The following is a 19,299-nucleotide window of genomic DNA, read 5'->3' as shown; positions in this document are numbered from 1 at the left end:
GGTCGCGTGGCGTCCTATTTTTTTCGTAGACTGTTGCTGGTGATCCCCACGCTGTGGGCCATCATTACGCTCAACTTTTTTATCGTGCAGATTGCGCCCGGTGGGCCGGTGGATCAGGCGCTGGCCAACGCCCAGTTTGGCCACAGCAGCGGCTTTGCCAACGGAGGGCCCCCCGCCGCCAGCGAACGCAGCGTGCTGGCTGCGGCCAATCCGGGTGACAGCCAATACCGCGGCGCACGCGGCCTTGACCCCGAAGTGGTCGCGGAGATCACCCACCGCTACGGCTTTGATAAACCCCTTTTGCAGCGCTACGGCGACATGCTGTGGAACTACCTGCGCTTTGATTTTGGTGACAGCCTGTTCCGCAGCGCCTCGGTATTGCAATTGATCAAAGAGAGTTTGCCGGTCTCCATCAGCCTCGGCCTGTGGAGCACGCTGATTATCTATCTGGTCTCGATCCCGCTCGGCATCAAAAAAGCCGTGCACAACGGCAGTCGCTTCGATATCTGGAGCAGCACATTCATTATCATCGGCTACTCGGTGCCGGCATTCTTGTTCGCGATTATGCTGATTGTCCTGTTTGCGGGCGGCAGCTATTTAGACTGGTTTCCGCTGCGCGGCCTGACCTCCCCGCAATTCGATAGCCTGTCCTGGTATGGCAAAATCGGCGATTACCTCTGGCACATTGCGCTGCCGGTGCTGGCCACGGTGATTGGCGGCTTCGCCACGCTGACGATGCTGACCAAAAACGCGTTCCTGGATGAAGTACGCAAACAGTACGTGGTCACGGCGCGTGCCAAAGGCCTTGATGAAAAAGGTATCCTTTACGGCCACGTGTTTCGTAATGCCATGCTGCTGGTCATCGCCGGTTTTCCGGCCACCTTCATCAGCATGTTCTTTACCAGCTCGGTACTGATTGAAGTGATGTTTTCGCTCAACGGCTTAGGCCTGCTGGGCTACGACGCCACCCTTCAGCGCGACTATCCGGTGATGTTCGGCACGCTCTATATCTTCACGTTGATAGGTTTGATGATGAATATTCTCAGCGATCTCACGTATACGCTGGTGGATCCGCGCATCGATTTCGAGGGACGCCAATGACGCTCTCACTGATTAACCAGCAGCGCTGGCAGCGCTTCCGCCACAACCGGCGTGGTTACTGGTCACTGTGGATTTTCCTGGTGATTTTTGTCCTCTCCTTGGGCGCAGAGCTGCTGGCGAACAGCAAACCGCTATTGGTGCGCTATCAGGCGCGCTGGTATGTGCCGCTGCTGCATACTTACAGCGAACGCGATTACGGCGGCGAGTTTGCCACGGCAGCAGATTATCAGGACCCGTGGCTGCAGCAGCGCATCGCGCAGCAGGGCTGGGCGATCTGGGCGCCGATCCGCTTCAGTGACAGCACCATCAACTTCGCCACGCAGGTGCCGTTCCCCTCGCCGCCGTCTGCACAAAACTGGTTGGGAACCGATGCTAACGGCGGCGACGTGCTGGCGCGGCTGCTCTATGGCACCCGGGTTTCACTGCTTTTTGGCCTGTTGCTGACGCTGTTTTCCAGCGTGATTGGCGTGGTGGTCGGCGCGATTCAGGGCTATTTTGGCGGGCGGGTGGATTTGATCGGTCAGCGTCTGATTGAAGTCTGGTCCGGTATGCCCTCGCTGTTCTTGCTGATTTTACTTTCCAGCGTGATTCAGCCCGGTTTCGGTTGGCTGCTGCTGGTGACGGTGCTCTTTGGCTGGATGAGTTTGGTCAGCGTGGTGCGCGCCGAGTTTCTGCGCGCGCGCAATTTTGACTATATCCGCGCCGCACGCGCGCTGGGCGTCAGCGATGCGCGGATTATGCTGCGCCATATTTTGCCCAATGCCATGGTCGCCACGCTGACCTATCTGCCCTTTATCCTGTGTGGATCCATCACCACCCTCACCTCGCTGGATTTCCTCGGCTTCGGCTTGCCGGTGGGCTCACCTTCGCTGGGGGAACTGCTGTTGCAGGGTAAAAACAATTTACAGGCACCGTGGCTCGGACTCGCCGGTTTCTTCACGCTCGCGCTGCTGCTGTCGCTGCTGATTTTTATTGGCGAAGCCGTGCGCGACGCCTTTGATCCAAGTCGAGGTCAGTAAATGAGTCTGTTATCCGTCAAGCACCTGGCGATAGCGTTTGATGGCCAGCCCGTGGTACACGATGTTTCGCTGCACGTTGAGGCGGGTGAAACGCTGGCGCTGGTGGGAGAATCCGGTTCGGGGAAAAGCCTCACGGCGCTGGCGATCATGCGGTTGCTGCCGCCGCCGGTAAGCTTTCCCCACGGCGATATCGTTTTTGCCGGACGCGACATTTTGCAGGCCAGCGAGCGCGAGATGCGCGGCCTGCGCGGCAACCAGATGGCGATGATTTTTCAGGAACCCATGGTGTCGCTGAATCCGCTGCACACCCTTGAAAAACAGCTGTATGAGGTTCTCTCATTACACCGCGGCATGCGGCGCGAAGCCGCGCGCGGCGAGATACTCAGCTGCCTCGATCGCGTTGGCATCCGGCACGCCGCGTCGCGCCTGCAGGATTTCCCGCATCAGCTGTCGGGCGGAGAGCGGCAGCGCGTCATGATAGCCATGGCGTTGTTAACCCAGCCCAAATTGCTGATTGCCGATGAGCCTACCACCGCGCTGGACGTTACCGTGCAGGCACAAATTCTACAGCTGCTGCGTGAGCTGCAGCGCGAGCTAAACATGGGCATGCTGTTTATTACCCACAACCTGACTCTTGTGCGGCAGCTGGCGCATCGCGTCACGGTGATGCGCCACGGCCGGGAAATCGAGAGTCAGGGCAGCCGTGCACTGTTCCTGCAGCCACAGCATGCCTATACGCGGGAACTGCTGGACGCGGAGCCCGACGGCCTGCCCGTTCCGCTCGCGGATGCGCCGCCGCTGCTCGACGTAAAGCAGTTACAGGTCCGTTTCGCGGTTCGACGCGGTGTGTTTAAACGTACCGTGCGTGAGAAAACGGCATTAACAGACCTCAGTTTCACCCTGAAGCCTGGCGAAAGCCTGGGGCTGGTGGGAGAATCGGGATCCGGTAAAAGCACCACCGCGCTGGCGTTGCTGCGCTTGATTACCGCACGCGGTGAAATCTGGTTTGAGGGTGAGCCGCTGCACCAGCTCTCACGGCAGGCACTGCTGCCGCTACGCCAGCGTATCCAGGTGGTGTTTCAGGATCCTAACGCGTCACTGAATCCGCGCATGACGGCGCAGCAGATCGTTGCCGAAGGACTGGCGGTTCATCGGCCCGAACTGAACCCTGCCGAACAGGAGGCGCGCGTGATCGCGGTCATGGAAGAGGTCGGTTTGGATCCAGCCAGCCGTTCGCGCTATCCGGCCGCGTTTTCCGGTGGCCAACGTCAGCGCATCGCCATTGCACGCGCCCTGATTTTACAGCCGCGTCTCATCGTGCTGGACGAGCCCACCTCTTCACTCGATCGATCGGTGCAGAAGCAAATTCTCATCCTGCTGCGCCGTTTACAGCAGCAACATCAGCTGGCATATGTGCTCATTAGCCATGATTTACAGGTGGTGCGCGCGCTATGTCATCAGTTGGTGGTGCTACGCGAGGGAAGTGTGATAGAGCAAGGCAGCTGCGAGGCGGTGTTTAACGCCCCTGCCAGCGACTATACGCGTCAGCTGCTGGCTGCGGCGATGGGCGAGCGGTGATGTCAGTGTCCTTCGAAGGTTTCCGCCATGGCCACGCCCTGATTTTTCAAACAGCAGCTGGTGGCGCTTTCATCGCTGCGTCGAATCAGTAAACACGGCTGTCCTTCATATTCGGCAATTTTGCCTTCCACTTGAATCTGCGCCAGCGTCTCTTGCAGCTGGTGCAGAATTTCCAGCGCCGATAGGCCTTCATGACTGAGCAAGCGCAGCGCCACCAGCCCCTCATCCGCGGTGCCGCTGAGCGCATCCTGCTGTTCTATTTTACCTACATGATCCAGCGACCACCGATAAAGCTGCGGTAGACGATGCATAACGGAGAGTTGCAACATAGGTCCTGTCCCCAGAAACGTGTACGTGGTTCACGGCGATCGCTATTGCACTAAGTCGATTGCTCTAAAGTTAATGTCAAGGCGAGTCTTCGCGTTTTGATAACGTAGCGCGCTGAAGATTTACTTTTTGCGGGCATTCTCGCATTTAAGCGCATCTTTGCGCGGTTCGCCAGCCATAGACATTCATTTTAGACGCAATCTCTTTACTTTTTTTCTTATTATTTTTCACAATCAGGAAACATTTAGCCGCTGCACGCGACGCGTTTGCCACGAGGCGAGGCGTGAGGGATCGACAACCCAGGCGCAGGTGGGCGCCGCGCCCCCACGAAAGGCGGCGCGAAGGGCCTCGCGCGCTTAGCCCGCGCGAGAAGGACGAGAAGCGTAGCTAAACAGGATAAGAGAGAGCGTCGCGCACAGCGCAATGGAAGCCACCATGGGCCATGCGCTGTTCAGATTGACCAGTGAAAGCAGCGCCCCAACCAGCGCGCCGACGCCAAAGCGCAGCGTACCCGCCAGCGAAGACGCGGTGCCCGCCATGTGCGGAAAGGCGTCGAGGATCACCGCCATGGCATTGGAAGAGACCACCGCCACGCAGCCGATGAACATCGCGACGCCAAACACCAGCGGCAGAAATCCCAAATTGAAGGCGCTGACCACCAAGAGCCACAGTCCCATGGAGAATTGAATCAGCAGCCCCAGCCGGAACATCGCCAGCGGACCAAAACGGCGCACCGCGCGACTGTTGACAAGCGTCATAACAAACAGGAACACCACATTCAAACCGAAGTAATAACCAAAGTTCTGCGGCGAGACGTGATTGACTTCGATATACACAAACGGACCGGCATTAAGAAAAGTAAACAGGCCCGCAAAGGAGAAGCCACTCGCCAGCATGTAGCTAAACGCCCGCTTGTGCCGCACCAGCGTAACAAAATTGCCCAAGGTGGTACGCAAATGAAAACGCTGCCGCTGTTCCGGTTTAAGCGTCTCGCGAATTTGCGTCACCACCAGCACGGTGGTGATCAGCGCCGCCAGCGACAGCGCCCAGAAAATGGCGTGCCAGTTCCACAGTAATAACAGCCAGCCACCGATGATCGGTGCTAACAGCGGCGCAATGGTGGTGATTAACATCACAAACGACATCATGCGCGAGAAGTCCTCTTTGGAGTAGCTGTCGCGCATCAGGGCGTTAATCACCACGCTTGCGGCCGCAGCGGATAAACCGTGCAGGAAGCGCATTAAAATCAGCTGATCGATAGAGTGTGAGAGCGCACAGGCCGCCGCCGCGCAGGCGAAAATCAGCGTTCCCAACACAATCACCGGCTTGCGGCCATAGCTGTCGGCCAGCGGCCCGTAAACCAGCTGTCCAATGGCGAACCCCAGAATGTAGAGGTTGAGCGTCATTTGCACGCTGCCAGGCGCGACGCCAAATTCACGGGCAATTTGCGGCATGGCAGGCAAATACATATCAATGGAGAGCGGCATCAGCATCGCCAGCAACCCGAGTATCACCACCAAGCCCGCCGGTGAATTTTTTTCCTTACGCACGGCCTCTCCTCTTTATTTAGACTGTTTAAGCTCGTCAGGCAGCCCGATGCTGTCGACCTCTTCCTGAGTTAACTCACGGTACTCACCTTCACCCAGCGCCTCATCCAGCACAATGTCGCCAATGCGCTCGCGGTGCAGCGCCACCACATGATTGCCCACGGCGGCGAACATACGCTTGACCTGATGGTAGCGCCCTTCACTGAGCGTCAGGCGCGCGGCTTTCTCATCCAGGATTTCAAGCTCGGCGGGTTTGGTCAGGGTTTTCTCATTGTGCAGCTGAATCCCGGCGGCAAACGTCTCCACCAGGGCGGGATCAAGCGGCGCTTCCAGTTCAACTAAATAGCTTTTCGCCAGATGGTGGCGCGGCGAAGTAATGCGGTGCGACCATTGCCCATCGTCGGTGAGCAGCACCAAACCGGTGGTATCAATATCCAGGCGGCCTGCGGCGTGCAGCTTGAACGCCGCAGGCTCGTCGATAAAGTAAAGCACGGTGGGATGATCGGGATCGTCGGTGGAACAGACGTAGCCTTGCGGCTTGTTCAGCATAAAATAGCGCGGGCCGTGCTGAACCACCAGCGGATGGCCGTCATACTCGATGACGTCCTGCGGCTGCACTTTGTACGCGGTGTCACGCACCACTTCGCCATTGAGCGTGATTTTTCTGGCGCGTATTTCACGGCCAGCAATTGCGCGGCTAACTTCCAGCTGCTGAGAGATGAATTTATCGAGTCGCATGAATGTGTTTTTTGCCTGTTACTGCGGAGGGAAATGTCACGGTGTTATGTCCCGCTGCGCCCAAGGCGCAAACTTGCCGGGAGATCCGCTAAAAATGTCTCGGCAGTATAGCCTTTTCCTTCGCCTGCTAACAGTAGTGCGCCTGCGTTTCCGTGCCTTTCATGGCATACTGGGTGTCCATTCAGTAAAAAGTTAATGTCGATGTCATTTACGCTCCGTCCTTATCAACAAGAGGCCGTTGACGCCACCCTCGCGCACTTTCGTCGCCATGCAACGCCCGCGGTGATTGTGCTGCCTACCGGCGCCGGTAAAAGCCTGGTGATCGCCGAACTGGCACGTCTGGCGCGCGGTCGCGTGCTGGTGCTGGCGCACGTAAAAGAGCTGGTTGAGCAGAATCACAGTAAATATCAGGCCTACGGGCTGGAGGCCGACATTTTTGCTGCGGGCCTGCAGCGCAAAGAGGCGCGAAGTAAGGTGGTGTTTGGCAGCGTGCAGTCTGTAGCGCGCAATCTCGACCAGTTTGACAGCGCCTTTTCGCTGGTCATCGTGGACGAGTGCCACCGCATCGGCGACAGCGAAGAGAGCCAATATCAGCAACTGTTCGCACACCTTCGCCAACACAATCCGTCACTGCGGCTGCTCGGCCTGACCGCCACGCCGTTTCGCCTCGGCAAAGGGTGGATTTATCACTTTCATTATCACGGCATGGTGCGCGGCGATGCGCAGGCGCTGTTTCGCGATTGCATTTTTGAACTGCCCCTGCGCTATATGATTAAACATGGCTTTCTCGTCCCGCCGGAGCGACTGGATATGCCGGTGGTGCAGTATGATTTCAGCCGTTTGGTGCCGCAAAACAGCGGCTTATTCAGCGAAGCCGACCTTAACCGCGAACTCACCCGACAGCAGCGTATTACGCCGCAAATTATTCGCCAGATCGTTGAGTTTGCGGAGGAGAGCCGCGGTGCGATGATCTTTGCCGCCACGGTGGAGCACGCGCAGGAGATCTTGTCACTGCTGCCGGAAAACAGCGCCCTGATCTCGGCTAACACGCCGGGCAAAGCGCGCGACGGCATTATCTCCGCGTTTAAAGCCCAACAGCTTAAATTTCTGGTGAATGTTGCCGTGTTGACCACCGGCTTTGATGCGCCGCACGTGGATTTGATTGCTATCCTGCGCCCCACTGAATCGGTCAGTTTGTATCAGCAAATCGTTGGGCGTGGCCTGCGTCTCGCGCCGGGGAAAACCCGCTGTGTGATTCTGGATTACGCGGGTAATCCGCACGATCTTTTCACGCCTGAAGTGGGTGCCCCCAAAGGCGCCAGCGACAACCAGCCAGTGCAGGTGTTTTGTCCGGCGTGTGGCTTCGCCAACACGTTCTGGGGCAAAGCCACCGAGGATGGCCACGTGATCGAGCATTTTGGCCGCCGCTGTCAAGGCGTGCTGGAAGATGACGAGGGCGAGCGCGAACAGTGTGATTATCGCTTTCGCTTCAAAAACTGCCCGGACTGCAACGCAGAAAACGATATTGCTGCGCGCCGCTGTCATCAGTGCGCACGCGTACTGGTTGATCCTGACGATATGCTTAAAGCCGCCCTGAAGCTCAAAGATGCGCGCGTGCTGCGCTGCGGCGGCATGACGCTGGAGCAGGGGCGCGATAGCCAGGGCGAATGGCTTAAAGCCACCTATTACGATGAAGAGGGCACCAGCGTCAGCGAACGCTTCCGCTTACAGACGCCCGCGCAGCGTAAAGCGTTTGAGCACGTTTTTATGCGTCCGCACCAGCGCGCGCCCGGCGTGCCGCTGGGCTGGCAAACCGCCGCTGACGTCATCGCGTTGCAACCGCTGCTGCGCCATCCCGATTTTGTGGTCGCGCGCGCGAAAGGTCACTTTTGGCAGGTGCGAGAAAAAGTGTTCGACTATCAGGGCCGCTTTCGGCGCGCCAACGAACTGCGCTGAGCGGCGGAATCATTTGCCCCCCTGCTCCGATACGGCTATAATGCCGCCCGCTTTTGCATCCGTAAAAGCGTTTGAATAACCGTTCTGTTGCTGGGTCGCCTGTAACAGGAATAACGAAGAGATATCACGATGTTCACTATCAACGCAGATGTACGTAAAGAGCAGGGTAAGGGTGCGAGCCGCCGCCTGCGCGCAGCAAACAAGTTCCCGGCTATCGTTTATGGCGGAACTGAAGCACCGGTTGCTGTTGAACTGGATCATGACCTGGTCATGAACATGCAGGTTAAGCCTGAGTTCTACAGCGACGTGTTGACGCTGGTTGCTGATGGCAAAGAGATCAAAGTAAAAGTTCAGGCTGTTCAGCGCCACCCGTTCAAGCCAAAACTGCACCACATCGACTTCGTTCGCGCCTAATCGCTGCGAGTTGATAAAAAAAACGCCGCACTTGCGGCGTTTTTTTATGGCTTTCTGTCAGCTTGCCCGACGGGGAAACGACCCGCCGGGTGCGCGGATTCACTGACCGCCGGTGCGGCGCTGTAACTGGTCGCGCAGATTCGGCGGTGTACCTTTGATGGTTAAGGTGTCCGTTGTCGGGTCCCAAAAAATACGTTCTCCCAGCAGCATCGCGTCAAAGTTCAGCGTTAAGCCCCCGCCGCTACCGGCAAATTTGGTGAGCTGGCGCAGCGTGCTGCGATCCGCAGGGAAGTGCTCCTCAAGCGCATAGCCTTGCTCTTCGGTAAAAGCCTGGAAGGTTTTCTCCCCCAGCGGCGGCAGTTCGCTGGACAGATCCTGCAGCGCTATCTCCTCACCGGCCTGCAGCTGTTCGTTGCAGTAGCTATACACTTGCTGGCGATAGTTTTGCCGTTCTGTTTTATCCAGATTGGATTCCGCACAGTAGTCGTCCACGGCCTGCAGCAATCCACGGTTCTGCGCTTTGGTGTCCAATCCCACGCTGGCGCCAAGGAAATCCATGAAAAAATCCGCCACCTTGCGCCCTACGCGACCGCGCAGGAAGGTGAGATAACGAGTAGACTCCGGCTGGGTTTCCCATTCGGTGAGATCGATGCGCGCCACAATATCGGCGTGGTTAATGTCGAGATAGTGCGTGCTGCTGATATCCAACTGCTCGTTGACGCGCATGCTGGACTGGCTGTTCAGCACGGCCACCAACAGATACTCCACCGCCAAATAGCGGTAATGCAGGAAAAGCACCACGCCGCCTTCGGCAAACGGGTACTTGCTCAGTTCGTCGCGCAGGCGTCCGGTGGCGGCGCGGCTGAAAGCCAGAAAGTCATCTTGACCCTGACGGCATTGGCGCAACGCCTCGGCCAGTTCGCTTCCTTCGTTGAACAGTCCGTACGCTTTGCTTTTGGCGCTATAGACGCGGTGCAGCTCTTCGGCCATCTCTTCGACCGCCCGCGTCGTGGGCAGCAACGTATCGCGTAACACCAGCTCCAGCTGATTCTCATCACGTTTCACTAACTGATGCAGGGCAATCTGGTCGATATCCAGACTCATGGTAAACTCTCCTTTGGGCTCAGGCGCGTATTCAAACACCGCCCGACGCCGCTTTCAACTCCGCGCACAAAGGGATCGCTTTGCTTGCGATAAAAGTGCGGAAAAAAGGGCGTTGTTACGGTACTATGTCGCCCTTTCACACTTGATTAATCGACGATATGCCACAATCATCCCGTTACAGCGACGAGCGCGTTGAACAGCTGCTCGCACAGCTGGCGCAGGTTCTTGAAAAAGACAAAGCGCCTACCGATCTTTCCCTGATGGTGTTGGGAAACATGGTCACTAATTTGATCAATACCAGTGTCTCTCCGGCCCAGCGCCGTAGCCTGGCACGCTCTTTCGCGGACGCGCTGCAGTCTTCCGTGCGCGATGACAACGCCCATTAAATTGCACATTTGACCTTATAAATATGGTAACCAACCGGCAGCGCTACCGTGAAAAAGTCTCCCAGATGATCAGCTGGGGGCATTGGTTCGCCCTGTTTAATATCCTGTTCGCGCTGATATTGGGCAGTCGCTATCTGTTTGTTGCCGACTGGCCCGCGTCCCTTGCGGGCCGCATTTATGCTTATACCAGCTGGATTGGCCACTTCAGCTTTATTGTGTTCGCCGCGTATCTGCTGATCGTTTTCCCGCTTACCTTTGTGGTGATGTCGCAGCGCCTGCTGAGGGTGCTGTCCGCGATGGTCGCGACGGCGGGATTAACGCTGATCATGGTCGACAGCGCAGTGTTCAATCGCTTCCACCTGCACCTGAATCCGGTGGTGTGGGAGCTGGTGATCAATCCCGACCAGAGCGAGATGGCGCGCGACTGGCAGCTTATGTTTATCAGCGTGCCGCTGATTTTCCTGGTGGAGATGCTGTTTGCCACCTGGAGCTGGCAGAAACTGCGCAGTCTGAACCGCCGCAGCTTTGGTAAGCCGCTGGCGGCACTGTTCATTACCGCTTTCTTTGCCAGCCACCTGTTGTACATCTGGGCCGATGCCAATTTCTATCGTCCTATTACGATGCAGCGCGCTAACCTGCCGCTCTCTTATCCCATGACGGCACGCCGTTTCCTTGAACGTCACGGACTGCTGGACGCGCAGGCTTACCAGCGCAGGCTGGTGCAGCAGGGCGATCCGGAAGCGCTGTCTGTGCAATATCCACTTAGCGATATCACGTTCCGCGATGCGGGTTCGCGTCACAATCTGCTGGTGCTCACGGTAGAGAGCCTGAACAATGCCACGCTGAGCAAAGCCTTGCCGACGCTGAATCAGTTTGCCAGTGAGAACGTGCGTTTTACCCAGCATTACAGCGCGGGTATCCAGCCGGATAAAGGGCTGTTTGGCCTATTTTACGGCATTTCGTCGAGCTACATGGATGGCGTCCTGGCCATGCGCATGCCCTCGGCGCTGCTGTCGGCGTTGAACCATCAGGGCTATCAGTTCGGTCTCTTCTCTTCTGACGGTTTCAGCCAACCGCTGTACCGCCAGGCGCTACTCGCCGACTACACGCTGCCGGAAGCAAACGGACAGCCCGACAGCACCACCGTGAGCCAGTGGCAAAGCTGGCTCAAGGGCCAGCAAGATAACCGTGCGCCGTGGTTCTCGTGGATAGCGCTCAACGGCATCGATACCAAAGGCGATAACGTGAAAGCGCGTCAGCGTAGCTATCTGCGGCAGGCGGCGGGTGTCGATCAGCAGATTGCCGCCGTGCTGCAAACGCTTCAGCAGCGCGACTTGCTCAAAAACACTGTGGTTGTGATCACGGCGCAGCGGGCGCAGGCCCTGGACGACAAAGAGGACAACCCGGGCAATCGTGCGACGCTTCAGGTGCCGCTGGTGGTGCACTGGCCAAATACGCCAGCCCAAACCATCAACACCCTGACCGATCAGCAGGATGTGATGACGACGCTGATGCAGCGCTTGCTGCATGTGCGTAATAATCCCGGCGACTATTCGCAGGGCCAGGACTTGTTTGCCGCCCCGCGTCAGCACAATTGGGTGGCCAGCAGCGAAGACGGCAAACTGGTCGTGACCACGCCTAACGTCACCCTGGTGCTGAATAATAACGGCAGCTACAGCGCCTATGATGCCGAAGGGAATAAGCTCAAGGATCACAAACCGGAGCTGGCGCTGCTGTTGCAGGTGTTAACGGAAGAGAAACGATTTATCGCTAACTGATTAAATATAAGGCAGTTAGCGCGTCTGCATCTTGCAAATGCGCGCGAAGTCAGTAGACTACTTCTCCACGATCGGCACGTAGCGCAGCCTGGTAGCGCACTGTCATGGGGTGTCAGGGGTCGGAGGTTCAAATCCTCTCGTGCCGACCAAATAATCCCAAAAAAAAGCAGCCTCCCAAGGCTGCTTTTTTATTGCCTATTTCTTGGGGGCGATTTTCATGTTGTCGTCCCAGCGACCATTATCGACCGCATCCAGCCCCTCTTCCTGCAGAATAAACTCGCCGTTTTGCTGCGCGATCTGTTCACCGGTATCGGTGATGGCGTTCTGCAGGAACAGGGACGCCTGCGCGCCATTCACATAGGTTAATTGGTGAAACGCGGTTTTCCCGCCCCAATCCTGTGACGGTGCCGAAATGTAGCGAATGGTGTAGGTTTGATCTTTGATACTGCCCTGCTGCACATACAGGCCGTAGTGGTTCTCTCCCTGCGACAATATCTTATACACCCCGTTGCTGTAGTAATAGATCACCGCATCGGGAAAGGGCTTCTCCTCATAGAGTTTGCGGTAGTGCAGTTTATGCAAAAACAGCAGCTTTCCGGGCTGCATCTCGATGTTGCCCTGCGGATTGAGAAAAGAAAGATCCGCCGCCTGTACGGCGGTCGTGCTCATAGCCATGGCCAGTAAGAGGCTTGAACCGGTATGCATATTCATACTCCCCATAAACGTCGTCTCAGGTGGCGTCAGCGTAGCGGTAAAGGGTGACAGCTTTATGGCAGCGCGAGCCGCCGCCACCGCCAGCAGGCCGATCGCGATGCGTTATTATTTATGCATATAATCAAACGGTTATTTCAAGCAATCCATGATGATCGCGATCACGTTTTCATGCGCTTTTCTCAGGACTTCATCAAACTGAAACAAAAACGTCACACAATCGTTTTACTCTGGTCTCCCCTGTTTGAGATGGACAACGATTATGGTTATCAAAGCAAAAAACCTACAGGACGCGGAAGAGCTTCTGCATTCTGGCATCAGCAAGGTCGAACTGGCTTATGATATCGATAGCGACGACTTCTTCCGCCTGGCGTCACGTTGGTGCGACCGCGGTGCGCGCATTACTAAAGGGCATCAGCATTTCGTAGTACAAATTAAAGGTATGGCTATTCCACCCAACCATTAAGCGACGTTGGCTTGTCCCTCGCGCGGCTGGCGGGTAACACGGTGCGTTAACCGTCAGCCGCGATGCGCTATTTTCCGTTTGCTCCTGCTTTTCGCCCTGCTCGCCCCTTTCTTTATTGGTCCGCAGCCTTAAAACTCAATACGCATTACGCACCGTTTTACCTGATGTTCACTGGCCGGTATCGGTGCGCTGTACCGCATCTAACGTCGCCAGGTCACGTTCATGACCAACCAGTTCAACCAGCCGCCCATCGCGCATTTCTAACAGGCGATCAGCATGGGCAAAGTAATGATCGTCATGACTGATGGCAAACACGGTTTTTCCCGCAGCCTGCAGCCACGGCAGCAGTTCCCGGTAAAAAATACGGCGGAAATGCGGATCCTGATCGGCAGCCCATTCGTCCAGCAGTAGAATGTCACGCTCCTCTGCCACCGCCAGCAGCAGCGCGAGCCGTTTGCTTTGTCCTTTCGACAAATGCAGGTCGCGCACCTGATTCCCCTTTAGCTGCAGCTTGTTTTGCATCTTAAGCCGTTTCAGCCACTGCTCAACCAGCGCCGGATCGGCTGGCTGCGCGCCCTGGGTAATTAAACGATCAAACAGGTGAACATCGGTGAACACCGCCGAGAAGTGCTGGCGATAGCTGTCGATGTTGCGCCAGTCAACGGCTTGCCCATCCAGCAGCACCGTACCGCCGGTAGGCTGATAAAGGCCGGTTAGCAGCATCGCCAGCGTGGATTTCCCGCTACCGTTGCCGCCAATCAAAAACACCAGCTCGCCGCGGCGTAGCGTCAGCGTGATCGGCCCGATGTGAAAGCCCTGCTCGCCGTAGTGAAAGCAGACATCACGCAGCTCCAGCGTTTGCCAGGTCTTGGCGGGCGCGGGCGCAGCGAAATCACGCCGATAGGGTTCGAGGTCAAAAAGATGGATTTTGCGAAACGCCACCTGCGCGCTCAGTAAGGTGGGCAGCGCACCCACCGCCGCCAGCAGCGGCGTGCGCAAAAACAGCAGCGTCAGTGAATAGGTCGCGGCCACGGCGGTGTTAGCCCAGCCCAAGCCGTTCGCCATGTAAAACACCATACCTATGGCACCGAGCATCATGATGTTTGACCAGTTCACTGCGCTCAGATGGAACGTATCGGCACGCACAATATGGTGGCGATAGCGTGTAGCATCTACCTGATAAACGCTGTCGTAAATCAGCTGCGCCCGCTCACGATTGAGTCGAAGTTCTTTGCGCCCGTCGATAATGGTTTGGAAATCCCGGTAGAGATCATCTTCTATGTCGCGCAGCTTCGCCATATGCTGATACACGCGCGACACCAATAGCCAGCCGCCCACCAGCGTCACCGCCAGCCACAGCAGCGTAATCAGCAGCATTTTCGGTGACAGCCACGCCAGATATAGCGCGGAACCCAGCGTAATAATGATGCCCTGAATCAATTCTGGCAGGCGCACAAACGCCAGCGTTATCGCCCGCACATCGCTGGTGAGTCCCGCCAGCAGCTGCGCGCTGCCGATCTGCTCAATGCGTTCAAGGCGAGTATCGAGGATGCGCTTAATGAATTCGCCGCGCAGGCGCCAAACAAAGTGGTGCCCAAGCTGCGTTAAGGCCAGCTGTGAACCCAGCGTGACGGCCATCAGCAGAATCAATTGCCCGAGGAAACTGGGCAGGACGGAAAAGCCGGTATCCACCGCAACGATCAGGCGGGTATTAATCCAGGCAATCAGGCCAATGCCCAAGACGGCGCTTAACAGAGTCAGCAGGATAACGCCAATAAACGGCCAGCGGTACTGGCGAAAAACAACGTGCAGTAAAGCCATGAAGACATTCCGGTGGTCAATCAAGCAGCCTGCAGTTTAATGACGCACCGGATGATAGCAAGAATAATTCTCATTTCAGTAACGCTAGCGCGCACGGCGGAAGGTTAAATTAAAGCGATAGGGCCCGGCGTCCGGGTGGACGCCTGCTTTTAACGGTAAAATGCCGTGGTAGCGCAGGCGTGACGGTCCGCCCCATACCACGATATCGCCGTGCTCCAACAGCACGCGCTGCGTCGCTTCGCCGCGTTCGAAGCCGCCAAACTGAAAAACGGCGGGCAGTCCCAGCGACACGGACACAATCGGCTGCCGCAGATCCTTCTCGTCTTTATCCTGATGCAGTGACAGCTTGGCACCGGGCTCATAGCGGTTGATCAGACAGGCATCAGGATTGAAGTCAGGAAACCCCGCCTCCCGCGCGCTTTGCAGGGCGAGCGCGCGAAACAGGTCGGGCATCGGTGGCCATTTCTGTCCGTTGGCATTGTCTCGTTCGCTGTACTGGTAGCCGCGCGCGTCGGTAGACCAGCCCACGTCGCCGCAGTTGGTCATCGCCACCGACATGCGATAGCCGCCCGGCGTGATGCGGTGTACAAACGGGTTTTGCGCCGCAATCGCTTCAATGGCCGCCAGCAGCGCGCAGGCCTCCTCGCGGGCGCGGCGGCGTAAAATGACCGCCCCTTCCGCGAGCGGCTCTTGCCACGGTGCCTCATCACCAAATAAATCCAGCATCTGCGCCTCCGTAGGTTAGTGGGTTTTATCGATCAGAAAAGAGGCAAACTGCGGCGACATCCAGTGGCTGAATCCGTCGCCCTCTTTACTGATCAAATACACCGCCAGATGTTCTTTTAACGCCAGTTTCTCGGCGCGCTCACGGCCCAGTACCATCAGTCCCGTGTCCCAGCCGTCGGCTTCCAGCGCGGTGGTGGCGATCACCGTCGCCGAGACCAGCTTGTGCGTAATGGGCCGTCCGGTTGCCGGGTCAATGACGTGCGAGATACGTTTGCCATCTAATTCATAGTAGTTGCGATAGCTGCCGGAGGTGCTGATGCCGTGCCCCTGTAAATCCACCCGCGCTTCCACCGCGTTTTCACGATCGGTGGGCTTCTGAATAGCCACGCGCCACGGCTGATCGTCAGCGTTACGCCCGCGGCTCAGGACCGCGCCGCCGACCGAGACCAAATAGCGGGTGATGCCCTGCTGTTCCATCAGTCGTGCGAGATGATCGGTTGCATAGCCCTCGCCCATGGTTGAAAGATCGACGTACAAGCTCGGTAAATCTTTTTGCAGCCACTGCCCATCAACGCCCTGCAGCACGCGCAGATGCTGCAGGCCGGTTTGCGCCTTTGCCGCGGCAATCGCGCGCGTGTCCGGCGTATGGGCAGGTGGTTTACCGGGGCCAAATCCCCACAGGTTCACCAGCGGGCCGACGGTAATATCCATGGCACCGTCGGTTTTGGCGCCGATGCGCAGCGCTGCGGTCACAATATCCGCCATATCCGCACTCACCGGCTGGGGGGCTGTGCCCTGATAGGCATTGAACTGCGACAGCACAGAATCCTTTTTCCACGTGGAGAGCTGGTGGTCATCTTCATCCAGCTGCTGTTGAATCAGCCGCTGTAACGCAGGCTTGCGCGTCACGTCAACCCCCGCCAAACTGACACGCCACACGGTGCCCATGGTTTTCCCTTCCAGCACCAGCGTGCGCGGCGCATCAGGTTTATCGCAGCTGCTGAGTAAGAAACCCACACCAATGACCAGCAGAATCCGCTTAATTTTCATCCATCAACCCTCTGTAACACACTTATTCCCGATGTTTCAAAGCACAAATAGCATGTAAACCAGGCTAAATCTGGTTGAAGTCACGAACACGATCTCTCAGGATGGTCCATTACTGCCCCCCTCATGAAAGGAGAGACAGATGCTATTTATGATTGTTGCCGTTTCCGCCGTATTGTTCATTTATGGATCGTTTCGCAGCTGGCAGCGTTACCGCCATCGCCTGATCCAGCATTACCCATCACGTCGCCGCTGAGCGTCGCACCAAAAGGGCTACGCCCTGCACTGTGCCAGGGCGGTAAGAGTGTAACAAAGCGGCCGCGGCGCATGTGGCGCTGCGAGCGGTGTACTGGCATGAATCCTGCATTGTTGAAGCTGTGTTGAACAACAAGCGAGATGCAGTATGGAAAAGGAAAAAACGGCACGTACCCGCTGGCGGGATTGGCTCAATTTTTCTGCCTTTACGTTGGCAGGCGTCGCGATGGAAGGCAGCGCCACCGCACTGAATCACGCGGCGCAAACTGATGAAGCGCGCCTGCGGCGGCGCAAAATACATTAAGCTAACGCTCACTGCTCGCACAGGCCCGGATGCGCGTCCGGGCGCCTTCTCGCATTGGTACTGTTGATATGCCGTGTGATAATCGAACAGCGGTAGGAGTATCGCTTGCTTCTAAAGCTCTTGCGGGCTGAACGCGGCCCGCACCGTGAGTCAGAACCCGGGAAAGCATGGGCTTTGAGGCATCAACGGCGGCACAGCGTGGCCCGCAGGCCACGCAACCGCGCATCAGAACTGGTAAACCAGGCCCAGCGCCACGACATCATCGGTATTGATTCCAGCGGCATCCGTGAAAGTATTATCATCCAACAGGTTGATTTGATAATCGACGTAGGTCGACATATTTTTGTTGAAGTAGTACGTCGCGCCGACATCCACGTATTTTTTCAAATTCTGGTCGCCAAAGCCTTGTACGTTGCCGCGTGATGACACAAACGCCAGTGACGGACGCAGCCCAAAGTCGAACTGATACTGCGCCACCAGCTCCCAGTTGTCCGCGGTATCGGCAAAACCGTATACGCCATCGCTGCTGGTACTGTCGCCAAAGCGGGTGGCGTTGTAAGAGCGGGTGTACATGGCGGCAAGGTAGACGTCGTTCGCATCGTATTTCAGGCCACCGGTATACGCCTGCGCTTTGTCACCGCGGCCAAGAATCGTCGCGGTACGCGGATTGTTGCCATTCTGGTTGTTGGTGCGATCGGATTGGAACGTCGCCGCACCAATGCCAAAGCCCGCACCGAGGTCATAAGTGGTGCTCAGGCCCCAGCCATCGCCGTTCTCACCCAGCACGTCGCGACCGGAACCGATTGCTTCCGTCGGATTATCATTTTTGCCCTGATACTGCACGGCAAAGTTCCAGCCATCCACCAGCCCAAAGAAATTGGTGTTGCGATAGGTCGCCATGCCATTGCCGCGCTGGAACATGTAATTGTCCGCGCCGTAGGTATCACCACCAAATTCGGGCAGCACATCGGTCCACGCGCCAATATCATAGGCCACGCCATAGTTACGGCCGTAATCAAAGGAGCCGGCATCACCGAAGCGCAGCCCCGCAAAGCCCACGCGGGTATAGCTATTTTTGGTGCCTTCGCTCTCAGCGGTATTCAGCGCAGCCTGATACTCCCACTGGCCGTAGCCGGTAAGCTGGTCAGCGATTTGCGTTTCGCCCTTAAAGCCGAAACGCAGATAAGATTGATCGCCATCTGAATCATCGTTGTCAGAGAAGTAATGCAACCCATCAACTTTGCCGTAAAGGTCTAATTTATTCCCGTCTTTGTTATAGATTTCAGCTGCGCTGGCTGACCCCGCCGCCAACACAGCAGGAACCAGTAGGGAGAGAACGCGACGTTTCATTTTATTGCCCTCGTAAAATGTGCCTTTTATATATGCCACTGCGAACCGAATGGATAAAATTCAGCCGGCACGCCATTGTTAATTTATACGAGGCAATAATCTATTGTGAAAATGATACTAAATTTCCAAAAGTGTCTCTTTGTCTTTAATATGTATTTCAATTTGTAAATTACGCGGAACTTCTCAGCAGCACGATTGATTAAAAATAATCGCACAGAATGACAAGTGAAATTTAAAATCATAAGAATCATTGATTTACAAAAACACCCATGCCGCACTGAATGATAAAACTTCTGGACTTCGAGCGCCTACAATTACTCCCGCTATCATCATTTATTTCATTATTACCTTCATTCACCCCGAATGATTCAATTACCCTGATTCCTGCCGGACCTTGTGTCCGGCTTTTTTTTGCTCATTCTCCCTGCTTCGCTTAATAACGTGTACCGCACCTGTACTCACAGAAAAATTAACATCCACTTAGACGACTCGCTCTGGGTTTACGCCTTCGGTTTAATGCGCACATTATACTTCCCTCAAGCGGGTTAATTTATGCGCTAAACAAAGTAAAAGGTTCTTACACCACGCTTTTCTTTCTTTCATTGCACCATTTTCTTGCCCTGCTCCTCTTATTGCGGCTGGCAATGCCTGTTCAAACCACACTGCCACAG

Annotated in this window: 18 protein-coding genes and 1 tRNA gene; 10 read left to right on the top strand and 9 right to left on the bottom strand. The window is 56.4% G+C overall.

Annotated features, from left to right (window positions below; genetic code table 11):
- The first annotated feature begins 6 nt into the window (after positions 1-6).
- The 3 genes from LU196_RS04930 to yejF are packed head-to-tail and all read left to right on the top strand — an operon-like array spanning position 7 to position 3,698.
- Positions 7-1,101 carry a microcin C ABC transporter permease YejB gene (locus LU196_RS04930; protein WP_232759542.1) on the top strand — a complete coding sequence of 365 codons (1,095 nt, stop codon included), beginning with the start codon at positions 7-9 and terminating at the stop codon, positions 1,099-1,101.
- Complete coding sequence (locus LU196_RS04925; RefSeq protein WP_232759541.1) at positions 1,098-2,120, top strand: ABC transporter permease; 1,023 nt, start codon at positions 1,098-1,100, stop codon at positions 2,118-2,120. The genes LU196_RS04930 and LU196_RS04925 overlap by 4 nt, the downstream gene beginning before the upstream one ends.
- A complete protein-coding gene (gene yejF, locus LU196_RS04920; protein WP_232759540.1) occupies positions 2,121-3,698 on the top strand; it encodes a microcin C ABC transporter ATP-binding protein YejF in 1,578 nt (525 codons plus the stop codon).
- 2 nt (positions 3,699-3,700) lie between these two features.
- Here the strand turns inward: yejF and LU196_RS04915 are convergent, their stop codons facing one another.
- From LU196_RS04915 to rsuA, 3 genes are all read right to left on the bottom strand, one after another.
- A complete protein-coding gene (locus LU196_RS04915; RefSeq protein WP_232759539.1) occupies positions 3,701-4,027 on the bottom strand; it encodes a hypothetical protein in 327 nt (108 codons plus the stop codon).
- Between the two features lie 354 nt (positions 4,028-4,381).
- Positions 4,382-5,575, bottom strand: a complete 1,194-nt coding sequence (locus tag LU196_RS04910; RefSeq protein ID WP_232759538.1) for a Bcr/CflA family multidrug efflux MFS transporter — start codon at positions 5,573-5,575, stop codon at positions 4,382-4,384.
- A gap of 12 nt (positions 5,576-5,587) precedes the next feature.
- Positions 5,588-6,310 carry a 16S rRNA pseudouridine(516) synthase RsuA gene (rsuA, locus tag LU196_RS04905; protein WP_232759537.1) on the bottom strand — a complete coding sequence of 241 codons (723 nt, stop codon included), beginning with the start codon at positions 6,308-6,310 and terminating at the stop codon, positions 5,588-5,590.
- A gap of 201 nt (positions 6,311-6,511) precedes the next feature.
- On the opposite strand from rsuA, the gene LU196_RS04900 reads away from it, so the two are divergent.
- Both LU196_RS04900 and rplY read left to right on the top strand, forming a co-directional pair.
- Complete coding sequence (locus tag LU196_RS04900) at positions 6,512-8,266, top strand: DEAD/DEAH box helicase (protein WP_232759536.1); 1,755 nt, start codon at positions 6,512-6,514, stop codon at positions 8,264-8,266.
- A 129-nt stretch (positions 8,267-8,395) separates the two neighbouring features.
- Positions 8,396-8,680: a 50S ribosomal protein L25 gene (rplY, locus tag LU196_RS04895; protein WP_232759535.1), complete on the top strand. Its 285-nt coding sequence runs from the start codon at positions 8,396-8,398 to the stop codon at positions 8,678-8,680.
- Positions 8,681-8,779: 99 nt separating this feature from the next.
- On the opposite strand, the gene yejK is transcribed toward rplY, so the two are convergent.
- Positions 8,780-9,784 carry a nucleoid-associated protein YejK gene (gene yejK, locus LU196_RS04890; protein WP_232759534.1) on the bottom strand — a complete coding sequence of 335 codons (1,005 nt, stop codon included), beginning with the start codon at positions 9,782-9,784 and terminating at the stop codon, positions 8,780-8,782.
- Positions 9,785-9,942: 158 nt separating this feature from the next.
- Here yejK and LU196_RS04885 point away from each other — a divergent pair, with 158 nt between their 5' ends.
- The 3 genes from LU196_RS04885 to LU196_RS04875 all read left to right on the top strand — a co-directional run bounded on the left by LU196_RS04885 (position 9,943) and on the right by LU196_RS04875 (position 12,097).
- On the top strand, positions 9,943-10,170 hold the full coding sequence (locus LU196_RS04885) for a YejL family protein (protein ID WP_232759533.1): 228 nt from the start codon (positions 9,943-9,945) through the stop codon (positions 10,168-10,170).
- A gap of 23 nt (positions 10,171-10,193) precedes the next feature.
- Positions 10,194-11,948, top strand: coding sequence for an LPS biosynthesis-modulating metalloenzyme YejM (yejM, locus tag LU196_RS04880; protein WP_232759532.1), 1,755 nt, complete (start codon positions 10,194-10,196; stop codon positions 11,946-11,948).
- A 72-nt stretch (positions 11,949-12,020) separates the two neighbouring features.
- A tRNA-Pro gene (locus LU196_RS04875) sits at positions 12,021-12,097 on the top strand.
- Between the two features lie 46 nt (positions 12,098-12,143).
- On the opposite strand, the gene LU196_RS04870 is transcribed toward LU196_RS04875, so the two are convergent.
- Positions 12,144-12,653, bottom strand: coding sequence for a hypothetical protein (locus LU196_RS04870; RefSeq protein ID WP_232759531.1), 510 nt, complete (start codon positions 12,651-12,653; stop codon positions 12,144-12,146).
- 268 nt (positions 12,654-12,921) lie between these two features.
- Here LU196_RS04870 and LU196_RS04865 point away from each other — a divergent pair, with 268 nt between their 5' ends.
- Positions 12,922-13,125, top strand: a complete 204-nt coding sequence (locus tag LU196_RS04865) for a hypothetical protein (protein WP_232759530.1) — start codon at positions 12,922-12,924, stop codon at positions 13,123-13,125.
- A gap of 168 nt (positions 13,126-13,293) precedes the next feature.
- Here LU196_RS04865 and LU196_RS04860 read toward each other — a convergent pair whose 3' ends face one another.
- The 3 genes from LU196_RS04860 to apbE form a co-directional block, all read right to left on the bottom strand.
- A complete protein-coding gene (locus LU196_RS04860) occupies positions 13,294-14,946 on the bottom strand; it encodes a multidrug ABC transporter permease/ATP-binding protein (RefSeq protein WP_232759529.1) in 1,653 nt (550 codons plus the stop codon).
- A gap of 84 nt (positions 14,947-15,030) precedes the next feature.
- Positions 15,031-15,672 carry a DNA oxidative demethylase AlkB gene (gene alkB / locus LU196_RS04855; RefSeq protein WP_232759528.1) on the bottom strand — a complete coding sequence of 214 codons (642 nt, stop codon included), beginning with the start codon at positions 15,670-15,672 and terminating at the stop codon, positions 15,031-15,033.
- Positions 15,673-15,687: 15 nt separating this feature from the next.
- Complete coding sequence (gene apbE / locus LU196_RS04850) at positions 15,688-16,722, bottom strand: FAD:protein FMN transferase ApbE (protein ID WP_232759527.1); 1,035 nt, start codon at positions 16,720-16,722, stop codon at positions 15,688-15,690.
- Positions 16,723-17,122: 400 nt separating this feature from the next.
- On the opposite strand from apbE, the gene LU196_RS04840 reads away from it, so the two are divergent.
- Positions 17,123-17,278 carry a hypothetical protein gene (locus LU196_RS04840; RefSeq protein WP_232759525.1) on the top strand — a complete coding sequence of 52 codons (156 nt, stop codon included), beginning with the start codon at positions 17,123-17,125 and terminating at the stop codon, positions 17,276-17,278.
- Between the two features lie 225 nt (positions 17,279-17,503).
- Here the strand turns inward: LU196_RS04840 and ompC are convergent, their stop codons facing one another.
- On the bottom strand, positions 17,504-18,628 hold the full coding sequence (ompC, locus tag LU196_RS04835) for a porin OmpC (RefSeq protein ID WP_232759524.1): 1,125 nt from the start codon (positions 18,626-18,628) through the stop codon (positions 17,504-17,506).
- Positions 18,629-19,299 lie beyond the last annotated feature (671 nt).

The sequence above is a fragment of the Pantoea sp. Mb-10 genome (genome assembly GCF_021272205.1).
GTDB lineage: Bacteria > Pseudomonadota > Gammaproteobacteria > Enterobacterales > Enterobacteriaceae > Pantoea.
This window is presented reverse-complemented; position numbering and strand designations above follow the sequence as displayed.